Source organism: Streptomyces sp. NPDC029164, assembly GCF_055563995.1.
In genome coordinates this window covers 199282-212146 of sequence record NZ_JBVHWW010000004.1, presented here as the reverse complement: position 1 = coordinate 212146, position 12865 = coordinate 199282, and the positions used below count along the sequence as shown (strand labels likewise).

12 protein-coding genes are annotated in these 12865 nt (G+C 71.8%); 7 read left to right on the top strand and 5 right to left on the bottom strand.

All coding sequences use genetic code 11. The features are described from left to right. The first annotated feature begins 137 nt into the window (after positions 1–137). Complete coding sequence (locus ACZ4VT_RS06315; RefSeq protein WP_467947110.1) at positions 138–1256, top strand: ferritin-like domain-containing protein; 1119 nt, start codon at positions 138–140, stop codon at positions 1254–1256. A gap of 756 nt (positions 1257–2012) precedes the next feature. Here ACZ4VT_RS06315 and ACZ4VT_RS06310 read toward each other — a convergent pair. Together ACZ4VT_RS06310 and ACZ4VT_RS06305 are read right to left on the bottom strand one after the other, a co-directional pair. Next, positions 2013–3470 carry a penicillin-binding transpeptidase domain-containing protein gene (locus tag ACZ4VT_RS06310; RefSeq protein ID WP_467947109.1) on the bottom strand — a complete coding sequence of 486 codons (1458 nt, stop codon included), beginning with the start codon at positions 3468–3470 and terminating at the stop codon, positions 2013–2015. Next, a complete protein-coding gene (locus ACZ4VT_RS06305) occupies positions 3467–4834 on the bottom strand; it encodes an FtsW/RodA/SpoVE family cell cycle protein (protein WP_467947108.1) in 1368 nt (455 codons plus the stop codon). Before ACZ4VT_RS06305 ends, ACZ4VT_RS06310 begins: the two co-directional genes overlap by 4 nt. 96 nt (positions 4835–4930) lie before the next feature. On the opposite strand from ACZ4VT_RS06305, the gene ACZ4VT_RS06300 reads away from it, so the two are divergent. Both ACZ4VT_RS06300 and ACZ4VT_RS06295 read left to right on the top strand, forming a co-directional pair. Further along, a complete protein-coding gene (locus tag ACZ4VT_RS06300; protein WP_467947107.1) occupies positions 4931–5338 on the top strand; it encodes a DUF6325 family protein in 408 nt (135 codons plus the stop codon). Beyond that, positions 5338–5763, top strand: coding sequence for an SHOCT domain-containing protein (locus ACZ4VT_RS06295; RefSeq protein ID WP_467947106.1), 426 nt, complete (start codon positions 5338–5340; stop codon positions 5761–5763). The genes ACZ4VT_RS06300 and ACZ4VT_RS06295 overlap by 1 nt, the downstream gene beginning before the upstream one ends. 13 nt (positions 5764–5776) lie before the next feature. Here ACZ4VT_RS06295 and ACZ4VT_RS06290 read toward each other — a convergent pair whose 3' ends face one another. The 3 genes from ACZ4VT_RS06290 to ACZ4VT_RS06280 all read right to left on the bottom strand — a co-directional run bounded on the left by ACZ4VT_RS06290 (position 5777) and on the right by ACZ4VT_RS06280 (position 7380). Continuing rightward, positions 5777–6229 (bottom strand): hypothetical protein, encoded by a 453-nt coding sequence (locus ACZ4VT_RS06290; RefSeq protein ID WP_467947105.1) that lies wholly within the window; start codon positions 6227–6229, stop codon positions 5777–5779. A 69-nt stretch (positions 6230–6298) separates the two neighbouring features. Continuing rightward, positions 6299–7045, bottom strand: a complete 747-nt coding sequence (locus ACZ4VT_RS06285; protein WP_467947104.1) for a hypothetical protein — start codon at positions 7043–7045, stop codon at positions 6299–6301. Between the two features lie 101 nt (positions 7046–7146). Beyond that, entirely contained in the window at positions 7147–7380 is a 234-nt protein-coding gene (locus tag ACZ4VT_RS06280) for an RICIN domain-containing protein (protein ID WP_467947103.1), read from the bottom strand. 608 nt (positions 7381–7988) lie between these two features. Here ACZ4VT_RS06280 and ACZ4VT_RS06275 point away from each other — a divergent pair. The 4 genes from ACZ4VT_RS06275 to ACZ4VT_RS06260 all read left to right on the top strand — a co-directional run bounded on the left by ACZ4VT_RS06275 (position 7989) and on the right by ACZ4VT_RS06260 (position 12742). Beyond that, on the top strand, positions 7989–8927 hold the full coding sequence (locus ACZ4VT_RS06275) for a hypothetical protein (protein ID WP_467947101.1): 939 nt from the start codon (positions 7989–7991) through the stop codon (positions 8925–8927). Positions 8928–9027: 100 nt separating this feature from the next. Continuing rightward, positions 9028–10689, top strand: a complete 1662-nt coding sequence (locus ACZ4VT_RS06270) for a peptidoglycan-binding protein (protein ID WP_467947099.1) — start codon at positions 9028–9030, stop codon at positions 10687–10689. 119 nt (positions 10690–10808) lie between these two features. Further along, positions 10809–11483, top strand: a complete 675-nt coding sequence (locus ACZ4VT_RS06265) for an ABC transporter ATP-binding protein (protein ID WP_467947196.1) — start codon at positions 10809–10811, stop codon at positions 11481–11483. An 11-nt stretch (positions 11484–11494) separates the two neighbouring features. Then, entirely contained in the window at positions 11495–12742 is a 1248-nt protein-coding gene (locus ACZ4VT_RS06260; protein WP_467947097.1) for an ABC transporter permease, read from the top strand. Positions 12743–12865 lie beyond the last annotated feature (123 nt).

Below are 12865 nucleotides of genomic sequence, written 5' to 3'. Positions count from 1 at the left end.
CGGTCACTGCTTATGAGACTGCCTGTCAGCAAGGTCGTCAATCCCCCGCGCACGACTTGTTGACCCCGTGTCTACCAACGTGTGACCCTGCCAACTGTCCGGTCCCGCACGGCAGTACGTGAGACGAGGGGGCGTCAGTGTCGACGCACGAGCTCTACACCGAGGACCCGCGCGAGGCCGTCTGGCAGATCCCCGCCTCCGGCTCCGCCCGCTTCAGCTGGGAGTACGAGGACGGCCGCGAGCGGCTCCTCGCGCTCTACCAGAAGGGCAAGGACAAGCAGTGGGACGGCGCCAAGCGCATCGACTGGGGCATCGAGGTGGACCCGTACGATCCGCTCGGCACGCCGGACGAGGCCCTGCCGCTGTACGGGACGCGGCACTGGGCCAAGCTCACCGCGAAGGACAAGGGCGAGCTGCGCCGGCACTTCACCGCCTGGAACTTCAGCCAGTTCCTGCACGGCGAGCAGGGCGCGATGGTGTGCGCGGCGCGGATCGTGGAGTCGGTGCCGGACCTCGACGCGAAGTTCTACTCCGCCACGCAGACCATGGACGAGGCCCGGCACGCCGAGGTGTTCGGGCGCTTCCTGCACGAGAAGGTCGGGATGCTGTACCCGATCAACGACAGCCTCCAGGGACTGCTGGGCGACACCCTGCGCGACTCCCGCTGGGACATGCCGTACCTGGGCATGCAGGTGCTCATCGAGGGGCTGGCGCTGGCCGCCTTCGGCATGATCCGCGACACGACCGCGAAGCCGCTGCCGAAGCAGCTGCTGGCGTACGTGATGCAGGACGAGGCCCGGCACGTGGCCTTCGGGCGGATGGCACTGCGGGACTACTACCGGCAGCTCACGGACGCCGAGCTGCGCGAGCGCGAGGAGTTCGTGATCGAGGGCTGTCATCTGATGCGGGACCGGCTGCTCGGGGTGGAGGTGCTGGAGAACTTCGGCATCCCGGCGAAGGAGGCGGAGCGGCTCAGCGAGCGGTCGGAGTTCGTGCACCTGTTCCGGAGGCTGCTGTTCAGCCGGATCGTGCCGTGCGTGAAGGACATCGGGCTGTGGGGGGAACGGCTCCAGCGGGCCTATCTGGACATGGGGGTCTTCGAGATGGGCGACTCCAACCTGGACCTGCTGATGAGCCAGGACGAGGAGATCGCGGAGATCCTGGACCGGGAGCGGTTCGCGGAGGAGGAGGCCCTGCGGGTGGCGGAGGTCGCGGAGGCGGTACGCGAAGGCGCGGCCGCGGACACCTCCGACTAGGCCTACGAATCCACGGCAAAGCCGGGGCCGACGCCGGGCCGGACTGGGCGGGAGCCGAAGCCGAGGCCCGGGCTGGGCCGGAGCCGGGGCCGGAGCCGAGGCCAGGCCGGAGCCGAGGCTGAGGTCAGGGCCGAGCCGAGGCCAAGGCTGGGCTGGGCTGGGCTGGGTTGAGCCGAGCCAAGGGCTGGGCCGGGGCCCGAGTCGGGCACGAGGTGGGGGCCGGTTGTGCCGGGGCCGGGCGCGCGCCGGGGCGTCTCCTCGGACGCCGAACGTGTCGAGGGGTCGGAGAGCGGAGCCTTGTTGTGTTCGGCGCCCTGCGGGGATCACCCCGACACACACCCGACCCCGGCCCAACCGGCCCGGCTGCTACTCCAGGCCCTGAGACCTTTCGGCTTCGTTGCACCATCCAGCCTGGCCGCACAATTTCCAGCCTCGCCGCACCATATTCAGCCTCCGCCGCACCATTCAGCCCCTCCGGCGTTTGAGGAGCGGGGTTCGGGGCGGAGCCCCGGTCTTTGAGGCGCGCCGTCCAACCCCACCGCACCATATTCAGCCTCCGCCGCACCATTCAGCCCCTCCGGCGTTTGAGGAGCGGGGTTCGGGGCGGAGCACCGGTCGCGCCATCCAACCCCGCTGCACCCATCCAGCCTCCGCCGCACTACTTCAGCCCCGCCGGCGTTTGAGGCGCGGGGTCCCGGTCTTCGAGCCGCACCGGCTGCGGCCTCGCCGGTGTTTGAGGGGCGGAGGCCCGGCGGGTCAGGGGGCCAGTGCGGCCTCCATCACCGCGCGGGCGATCGGCGCGGCCGCGCTGTTGCCGCTGATGTCGCCCCGGTCCGCCGCCGCGTCCTCGACCACCACCGCCACCGCGACCGCCGGCAGCGGCGCGCCCTCCGCCTTGGCCCAGGAGATGAACCAGGCGTACGGGGTCCCCGCGTTGCCGACGCCGTGCTGCGCGGTGCCCGTCTTGCCGCCGACCACCGCGCCCGGGATCGCCGCGTTCCGGCCCGTCCCGTTCTCCACGACCTTCACCATCAGGTCCTGCATCCGCAGCGCGGTGGCCGGGTTCATCGCCCGGCCCAGGCTGCGCTGGTCCCCGCGCCGGACCGGGGAGCCGTCGTCCTGGGTGGTGCGTTCCACCAGGTAGGGCGACTTGAGCTCGCCGCCGTGGGCGACCGCCGCCGCCACCATCGCCATCTGCAGCGGCGTGGCCTTGGTGTTGAACTGGCCGATGGAGGAGAGGGCCAGCTGGTCCTGGCTCATGTCGGTGTCGAAGTTCGACCGGGACACCCACGAGGGCACCCGCAGGCCCTCGCTGTTGAACCCGAAGCGCCGCGCCGCGTCCACCATCGCGCGCAGCCCGACCTGGACGCCGATCTTCGCCATCACCGTGTTGCAGGACCACTGCACCGCGTCCGCCATCGAGGCGTCCTCGCAGCCCGTGGCCGCGTTCGGCAGCAGGGTGCTGGTTCCGGGCAGCGGGTAGGGGTCGGGAGTGCGGGTCGGCGCGTCCACGTCGGTGACCACGCCCGCGTCGAGGGCGGCCGCCGCCGTCACGATCTTGAAGGTGGATCCGGGCGGGTACGTCTCGCGCAGCGCCCGGTTGAGCATCGGCCGGGCGGGGTCCGTGTTCAGCGCCGCCCAGGCCTCCTTGACCTTCGTACCCGTCCCGGAGAACACGGCCGGGTCGTACGAGGGGCTGCTGACCAGCGCGAGGATCCTCCCGGTGGCCGGTTCGACGGCGGCCACCGCCCCGCGCTTGCCCGCGAGCCCGGCGTACGCGGCCAGCTGCATGCCGGAGCGGACGGTGGTGGCGGCGTTCCCGCCGGCCGGGCGGCCGCGGGCCAGGTCGTACCAGAGCGGGAAGGCCGAGAGGCCGGGGTCCGTGCCGGACAGGACCGCGTCCTCGGCGCGCTCCACGAAGCTGGTCCCGTACGTCTGGGAGGAGAAGCCGGTGACGGGCGCGTAGAGCGGGCCGTTCGCGTAGGTCCGCTCGTAGCGCAGCAGCTGGCCGCTGTCGCGGGAGCCGGTGACGGGGCGCCCGTCGACCAGGATGTCGCCGCGCGGCTTCGCGTAGCGCTCGATGGCGGGGCGTTTGTTGGCCGGGTTGGCGCCGTAGGCGGCGGACTCCCAGACCTGCACGCGGGCGAGGTTGACCAGCAGGGCGACGAGGAGCAGCGCGCAGAAGTACGCGCACCAGCGGATGTAGCGGATCACGGGGCCGCCTCCTCGGTGGGGCGTGGCCTGCGGGCGCTGTCGCTCAGCCGGACCAGCAGCGCGACGATGATCCAGTTGGTGACGACGGAGGAGCCGCCCTGGGCGAGGAAGGGCATGGCCATGCCGGTGAGGGGGATCAGCCCGGTGACGCCGCCCGCGATGACGAACACCTGGAGGGCGACGATCGAGGCGAGCCCGGTGGCGAGCAGCCGGCCGAAGGGGTCGCGCAGGGCGAGCCCGGCGCGGAAGCCGCGGGCCACGAGGAGTCCGTAGAGGAGCAGGATCGCGGCGAGGCCGACGAGGCCGAGTTCCTCGCCGGCGGTGGCGAGGACGAAGTCCGACTTGGCGGCGAAGCCGATGAGGAAGGAGTGGCCGTCGCCGAGCCCGGCGCCGAGCAGGCCGCCGGCGGCGAAGGCGAAGAGGGACTGGGCGAGCTGGCCGGGGCCTTCGCCGCGCTCGATGGAGGCGAAAGGATTCAGCCAGTCGTTCACGCGGCTGTGCACGTGCGGTTCGAAGGTCCCGACGGCGTACGCGCCGAGGGCGGCGAGCAGCAGCCCGATCGCGATCCAGCCGATCCGCCCGGTGGCGGTGAACAGCATGATCACGAACAGTCCGAAGAACAGCAGCGAGGTCCCCAGGTCCCGCTCCAGGACGAGCAGACCGACGCTGAGCAGCCAGATCGCGAGGATCGGGCCGAGGACGCGGCCGGGGAGCAGGCGCAGCTTCCAGAAGAGCCGGCGGCCGGTGAGGGCGAGCGCGGTGCGGTTCGCGGCGAGGTAGGAGGCGAAGAACACGGCGAGCAGGATCTTGGCGAACTCCCCCGGCTGGAAGGAGAGTCCGGCGAACCGGATCCAGATGTGCGCGCCGTTGACCGCCGGGAAGAAGACGGGGATCAGCATCAGCACGAGGGCGGCGGTGACCGACAGGTACGCGTAGCGCTGGAGCACGCGGTGGTCGCGCAGCAGCACGACGACGAGGACGAACAGCGCCAGGCCGAGGGCGGACCAGCGGAGCTGGTCCCCGGCGGTGAGGTGGCCTGGGGTGGTCGCGTCGAGGCGCTGGATGAGGACGAGCCCGAGCCCGTTGAGCAGGACGGCGATCGGCAGGACGAGCGGGTCGGCGTACGGGGCCCTGAAGCGGACGGCGAGGTGCGCGAGGAGCGCGGCGGCGGCGAGCCCGCCGGCGTACCGGGCGGCGAGGCGGGGGGCGTGGCCGGTGGTGGCGAGGCCGACGTAGAGGTGGCCGAGGACGGAGACCAGGACGGCGCCGGCGAGGAGCGTCAGCTCGACGCCGCGGCGCTTGGGGGCGCGGGCGTCGGGGGGCGGGGGCGCGGGCTCCGTCACCTTCGCCGTCAGAGCGGTCATACGCGAAACGTAGCAAGCAGACGGATGGTATGTCCGCTTATGTCATAGTGTGCCGAAGAGTCGTCAAAAACGGTCACACGTGAGGAGCCGAGGCGTATGGGACCCGTGGAATTCATCGTCCTCGCCTTCCCGGAGGAGCAGCTGCGGGTCCCGGCGATCGAGGCCGTGATGGGGCTGCGCAAGACCGGGGTGGTCCGGCTGATCGACGGGCTCGTGGCGACGAGGACCGCCTCCGGCGACGTGCTCGCGGCGGAGTTCGACGAGTTCGTGGAACTGCACGGGCTGCTGACGGGGCGGGACGTGGCACGCCTGATCGGACCGGAGGACGTGCAGGAGGCGGCGGGCCTGCTGGAGCGCGGGAGCTGCGCGCTGCTGCTCGTGGTCGAGCACGTGTGGGCCGAGGACGCGGCGGTCGCCGTACGGGCGGCGGGCGGGCGGATCGTCGGCTCGGTCCGCATCCCGCCGGACCGGGTCCCCGCGGATCCCCGGGCCGGGGTGGCCTGATGTTCATCCGGCCGATGGGTGTGAAGGTCCGGCCGGCGCAGCGGCCGGCGGGGCACCCGCTGCTACGGGGCCTGCTGGCGCGGGCGGCCGGGGCGGTGGAGGACACGACGGGCGCGGTCGGCCCGGCCGAAGCGGCGCGCCGGGACCCGTCGGGGCGGGCGGTCTGGGCCGCGGAGGCCCCGGGCGGGGAGGACCCGGGCGGAGAGGCCCCGGGCGAGCGGGAGCCGGGACCGGCGCCCGAGCCCGAGCCCGAGCCGGCGGACGTGACGGAGGAGGCGGAGGGCACCCGGACGGGCTCGCCGCCGGCCGCGCCCCCGCAGACCCCGCTCGTGGCGGAGCTCCGGCAACTGGCCGACCTGGCCCGCGAGGGCCTGCTCACCCCGGAGGAGTTCACGAAGGCCAAGGCCCGCCTGCTGCGCGGCTGATGCCGCGGCCGCGTCAGACGGCGGGGCTCTTCGCCGTGCGGCACCCGGACACCAGGGCGGGGACGACCGCGCAGCCGGCGGCGGCGAGCACGAGGCCCGCCACGGCCGGGTTGACGTAGCCGGGGACGGACTCGGCGGCGTAACTCCCGCCGCCTGTCGTCTCGCAGACGAACCGGAGGGGCAGGTAGTCCACCGAGTAGTCGACAACCCTCGCGGCCCGCTCCTCCTGACCCGGTGTCCGGCAGGGCGGCAGCGGCGACGACGAGGCTCCGCCGTCCTCCGCCTCGACCACCGCACCGGCGACGTGGAGCAGCCCCCACGTGTAGAGCGCGGCCGCGGCGGCACCCAGCAGCGCGGCCGCGTTCCGGTGCCGGCCGCGGCGGCCCAGGGTGCCGAGGCCGTAGCCGAGCAGCCCGAGGGCCACGACCGGTGTGGCCGGGATGAGCAGCAGAAGCAGGAGCGCCATCCGCGGAGTCCATCAGAACAGCCGCGCGAGCACCAGGGTGGACTCCACGGCCGGTCAGCCGCCGGCCGGTCAGCCGCCGGCCGGCGCCGCGAAGGTCTCGAGGGGCCCGAATTCGACGAAGGTGGCCTTGTTGGCGGCCGGTACGCCCCGTACGTCCATGCGCTGCTCGAAGCGCAGGGTGCGGCCCTGGTTGTCGATCCACTGGTCGATGTCGAAGCCGGTGACGCCCTTGGCCTTCATCGAACGATGGGTGCGCGGGTCGACGGAGGCCACCTGGTCGATGCCGAGGTGCCCGCTGAGGTGGTAGGCGGGAGTCCCGGCCTGGTCCTCCATGCCCTTGCGCGCCGCGGGTCCGGTGGCGAGCAGCAGCTTGGCGTAAGCCGCGTAGTCGGCCTCGTTGGCGCCATCCGCACGGGGCGTCTTCACCCAGCCGCTGCCGCTGTGGGTCCGGTTGCGGACGTAGTTGGCGTCCGTCGTCGTGACGGTTTCCATCCAGATGGCCTGGGCGGCCGGGATCGTGCCCGCGGAGCGGACCTCCGCCCGGCCGGTGAACCGGGTGCCGAGGTTGGAACGACCTGTCATGGTCGAGATCTCCCGGCCCGCGGCCTCGGTGACGACCTTCACTGAGGCCGCGTACGGCGTCTTCTCGGCCTGCGCGAGGGCGGCCTCCGGGTCGAACGCCCCCGCGACGGGCGCGGCGGAAGTGGCCGCGGGCGCCGCCGGAGCGGCCGCCCCGCTCGACGCGTCCTTGCATCCGGACAGTGCGGTGAGGGCGACCGCCACGACGGCGGTGGAGATTGCGGTGCTGCGGCGCATGGCAAATGTCATCATCGCCGGTCAGCTTCCCACGACAGCCTCCCCGACCTCGAATCGATTTTCGAGGTCGGGCTCCGGAGGCCGACGTGGGCCGGATTCAACTACTTCCAGCGCTGGTAGTTTCCGCCGTTGCAACCGAGGGTGTAGACGTCGCCCCCGCTGTTGCTGTCGAGGCAGCGCCCGGTCGCCTTGTTCTTCAGGTACCAGCCGCTGGAGTCCTTGAGCTCGTACCAGCGCTGCCAGTTGTTGCGGTTCGGCGCCAGCTCGTACACGTCGCCACTCGCGTTGCTGTCGAGGTTCTTGCCCTGGGTGGCGTTCAATTCATTCCAGGTCACGCCGTCATCGGTGCGCGTGTCAATCCACAGGTGATTGCTCCAGCACTGCCCCGTGTAAGGGTTGTCTCCATTGTGGAGGAGACACTTTCCGGTGGCCACGTTCTCCCACGTTACCTGCCCGACCTCGACAGCCGTAGCGGAGCTTGCCGCTCCGATTATGAGCGTCGACGCGGCCGCCATTGTGCCGACAGCCGACAGAACTCGCTTCGCAATCACCCTAGATACCCCCGCTTGATGTGAATCGATTCGGCCCTCGAAAGAAAGGGCCCTGGAACGCTCCGGGAATTTAGCACGACAACCTCGCGCCAGCAAGATCGTTTTGACGAGGGAGAACGCGCTGCGGACGATATGAATCCGCTTTCCCGGCCTCACGATTGAGGGTGATTTGTCCAGCATCGGCAGCCCTATCCCGCCTGGCATCTTTTTCGCCGGTCTGACGCATTAGCGGCACCGGGGGCCCACCCAACTGCCGCCACCAGCTGGGGAGTCGACATGGCCGCCGAAGGCGCAAACCGCCGCGACGCCCAAGATCACGAGTGCTATCCTCTGGACTCCGGGTGGAAATGGATGTAATTCACGAATGAACTCCCAATGAAAGGCGCTCGACAATGAGGGCGAAGTCCCGTCGTTACGCAATTCCCCTCCTTGTCGCCTCCATCGCAATCGCTGGATGCGGCGGGACCGGGAAGACAAAGAAGGACGAGATCGAGGAGCCCTCCATCCCGTCGGGCGTTGTCGGAGCACCGGGAGATCCCTCCAAGCCGATCAGCTTCGATATCGGAGGAGCCGCCCTTCGTCCCGGCGGAACCCTGTCCATGCCCTTGGACGCATACATTCCGCAGGCCGACCGAGTACAGCTGTTCCGCGCCCTCGATATTTTGGATCGGGAATGCATGAAGGAGCAGGGCGTGGATTGGCCCGGTCAGCCGCGAGAGCAGGGCATCAACCTTCCGGTCGAGGCCGAGTACGGCGTGATCGACCTTGAGTGGGCCAAGCTCCACGGATACGAGGTGCCCCCGTCGGCGGACTCGGCCGGCCAGGCGAACACCCCGCCTCCGGCAGAGCTGTCCAGCGCTGCCGTTGCCGCGTATTTCGGCAACCCGCAGAAAAAGGAACCCGGTTGCGAGGGAAAGAGCCAGCAGCGGCTTTCCACGACGAAGTCCGAGGCGGCCTACCAGTACGTTCTCGGGCTCCAGGACAAGGCCCACAGCAGGTCGATGAACGACAGCCGCGTACGGGCGGTGAATGCTGAGTGGAGCAAGTGCATGAAGGATGCGGGGTTCTCGTATCCCGACCCCATGGCCGCGGCCACCGACAAGGTCCTCCTGGGCAAGGGTGGCGTGCCCTCCTCGACCCAGGAGAAGACCGCGGCGGCGGCGGATGCCACCTGTAAGCGCGTGACGCAGTACGTCCAGATCAGGGCGGTCGTGACGGCCGCCTACCAGAAGGGCCTCATCGAGAGCAACGCCGAGAAGCTCCGCGAAGGCCAGGGAGAGTGGACTCAGGTGCTCGAAAGGGCGAACGAGGTCCTGCGGGGCAAGCAGTAGGCATCCGGCGAGCCGGACCGTGCAACGCGGGCCCTGTCTCCCCTTGCGGGCGGCCAGTCGCCCGACGCGGAAATGAACACTGGTCAGGGAGGGGATCTTGATGGGGCCTGACGACGCCGATGACGTGACGCGACACCGGGCGGACGAGCAGCCGGACGCGATGCCGGAACCGATGCCGATGCCGATGCCCACGGTGGAACGAGCGGATCCGCCGGCCTCGGGGATCGGCCGCCGCCGCAGGGTGCTCGGGGCCGTGGTGGTCGCCGCCGCCCTGTTCTCCGTGGCCGGTGTCGGTGTGGGTTCGTTCATCAAGTCCCCGGCACAGGCCGCCGCGGACAAGGCGGCACCCCCTCCGTCGGTGCTTTCCGCGGCCCTGGAGAAGCGGGTGCTCAAGGACACGGTGACGATCAGGGGGATGGTCACCGCGGACCAGTCGGTGCAGGTGACCGGGGCGGCAGCGGGCGCGGCCGGTGGCGGCGCCAAGCCCGTGGTGACCAAGGTGAACGTGAAGGCCGGGGAGACCGTCGCCCCGGGCAAGGTCCTCGTGGAGACCTCCGGGCGTCCCGTGTTCGCCCTCCAGGGCGCCCTGCCGGTCTACCGGGACCTGAAGCCGGGAGCGACCGGGCAGGACGTGGCGCAGTTGCAGCAGGCGCTGGCCGTGCTCCGGCACAAGACGGGCGCGGACGCCAAGGGCACGTTCGGGCCCGGTACGAAGGCGGCGGTGCAGGCCTTCTACGCCGCGATCGGCTACGACGTCGTTCCCGCCAGCCCCCAGGACAAAGAGCAGGTGGAGGGCGCGCAGACCGCCGTCACGCAGGCGGACCGGGCGTTCACCACGGCGAGGGAATCCTGGGAACGGGCGAAGAGCGGGGCGGCCGGGCAGGCCACCCCCGCGCCGGGCGCCACGGAGGGCTCGGCCGCCGGGCCCGCGGCCGGCAAGTCCCCCGACCCGAAGACCGGTTCGGCCACGGGCGGCACCGCCTCCGGTGGCGGCGGTGCAGGTGGCGGTGGCGCGGATCCGGTGAAGGAGGCCAAGCGGGCGATGGACTACGCGGCGGAGGACCTGACGAAGGCCAGGACCAAGCTGGGCGAAGTACAGGCGGCGGCCGGGCCGATGGTTCCCGCCGGTGAGGTGGTCTTCCTCAAGGGCTTCCCGGCGAGGGTGGACGCGGTGACCGCGGCCGTGGGAGCCACGGTGGGGGAAAAACTGCTCACCGTCTCCGCCGGCGATCTGGTGGTACGCGGCATGCTGGCCCAGCACGAGAAGGGCATGGTCCGGCCGGGCCAGAAGGTGCAGGTCCTGTCCGAGTTGAGCGGTGTGACGGCGACCGGCACGGTGTTGTCGGTGGCGGACGCCCCGGCCCCGCCGCCGGCTCCGGGCGGCGCGCAGGACGGCGCGCAGGGTGGTGCGGCCGCCGGCTCCGCCCAGGGGTACCTGATGATCGTCAAGCCCGACGGCATGCTGGACGTCGCACTGGCGGGCCAGGACGTGCGCGTGACGGTGGAGGCCGCGGCCTCCTCGGGTCCGGTCCTCGCGGCGCCGGTCTCGGCGATATCCGCGGGAGCCGACGGCCGCACGTCGGTGACCGTGCTGGCCGGCGACGGCACGCGGCGCCGGGTGGAGGTCACCCCGGGGATGTCCGCCGACGGGTTCGTGGAGGTCACGGCGGCCGCGGGCGGGCAGTTGGCCGAGGGCGAGAAGGTCCTCGTGGGCGAGAAGTCGGGCGCCGGCGCGGGTGCGGGTGCGAGGTCGAGCCGGTGAGCTTCCTTTCCAAGACCGGCACGGATGCGCCGGCCGGCTCCGAGGAGACCGACGGCACGGAGCCCGGTACGGAGCCCGGCAGGGAGCCCGGTACGGAGCCCGGTGCGGCCCCACCCGTCATCCGTCTGCGGCACGTGGGGCTGACGTACCCGGGGCCGCCCCCGGTCGCCGCGCTCAAGGACTGCGAACTGACGCTCGCCAGGGGCGAGTACGCCACCGTCGTCGGCCCGTCCGGTTCCGGGAAGTCGACCTTCCTGAACGTGGTCGGGATGATCGACGCACCCACCTCGGGCCGCTACCTGCTCGACGGCATCGACACCGGGACCCTGCGGGACGCGGACCGCACCGCGCTGCGCGGGCAGCGGATCGGGTTCGTCTTCCAGGCGTTCCACCTGCTGCCGCACCGCTCGGCGCTGGAGAACGTGATGCTGGCGATGGTCTACAACGGCACCCCGCGCAAGGAGCGCGGCCGCCGCGCCCGTGCGGCCCTGGTCCGCGTGGGCCTGGAGCACCGCATCGACGCGCTGCCCACACGGCTGTCCGGCGGCGAGAGGCAACGGGTCGCGATCGCCCGCGCGCTGGTGGCCGCCCCCTCCCTGCTGCTGTGCGACGAGCCGACGGGGAACCTGGACACCGTCACCGCGGGCTCGATCCTGGAACTCCTGGACGAGCTGCACGCGGACGGGATGACCATCCTCGTCATCACCCATGACCTTCAGGTGGCGCGGCGGGGGCAGCGGACCGTCTCCATTCGCGACGGTGTGCTGAGCGAGACGGTGCGGGTGGGCACATGAGAGGGAGAGCGATGCCCCGCCGCCGCGACCGTCTGGTCCCCCCGTCCCGATTCGCCGCAGCCGACCTGCTGTCCGAGTCCCTCGCCGGGGTGTTGCAGCGACCGGCCCGATCGGCGCTGACCGCTCTGGGCACGATCCTCGGCGTGGGCACCTTCGTGGCCATCCTCGGGCTGACCGCGACCACGTCCTCGCAGATCGACGCCCGGTTCAACGAGCTGACGGCCACCGAGGTCAACGTCGAGGACACCGCGGGAGCGGGCGACGCCACCTCGGGTGTCATCACCCCGAACGCCTTCCCGCCCGATGCCGACCTCCGCGTCGGCGCCCTCAACGGGGTCAAGGCGGCGGGGGTGTACTGGACCGTCTCCCTGCACGGGGCCTCGGTCCGCTCCGCACCCCCGGGGGTCGACGCGCCCGCCCAGCAGATGCAGGTGGTGGCCGCCTCCCCCGGCGTCCTGGAGGCGGCGGGGACCCGGCTGAAGTCCGGCCGCACCTTCGACCGCTTCGCCGGAGACCGCGGTGAACAGGTCGCCGTCATCGGCTCCGGCATGGCCTCCCGTCTCGGCATCACCACCCTGGAGACCGCCCCCGCCGTGTTCATCGAGGGGCAGCCCTTCACCGTCATCGGCATCGTCGACGACGTGGACCGGAAGGCCGACCTCCTGCTTTCCGTGGTCATCCCCTCCAAGGCGGCGGAGAAGATCTGGGGAGGGCCCGGCGCCGGCAACCGCGCCAGGATGCTGGTCTCCACCGAGCTGGGAGCGGCCACCCAGGTCGCCGGAGAAGCGGCCCTCGCCCTGCGCCCCGACCACCCCGAGTACCTCAAGGCGATCCCGCCGCCCGACCCCAGGACACTGCGCGGCAGCGTCACCTCCGACCTCAATCAGCTGTTCCTGCTGCTGGCCACCATCTGTCTGGTGATCGGAGCGGTCGGCATCGCCAACACCACGTTGGTCGCCGTCCTGGAGCGCACGGGCGAGATCGGTCTGCGCCGTGCGCTGGGCGCGCGGGGCCGGCACGTCACGGTCCAGTTCCTCGCCGAGTCCGGCGCCCTGGGCACGCTCGGCGGCCTGGTCGGCACCTCCCTGGGCACCATGACCGTCGTGGGTGTCGCCGTCGCCCGCGACTGGACCCCGGTCATCCACCTGGGAACGGTCGCCGCGGCCCCGGCGATCGGCCTGGTCACGGGTCTCCTCGCCGGGCTCTATCCGGCATGGCGCGCCGCGAGCATCCAGCCGGCCGAGGCGCTCCGCCGTTGACCCCGGGCGGGTGACCCCGCGACGGGAGACCCGCGTGGGCGCGACCGCGGCCGGCTCCCCCAACCGGGTGGCCGGCCCGCGACCGGCCGCTCCGTTGGGCGATTTGTCATACCGGGCGTGGCA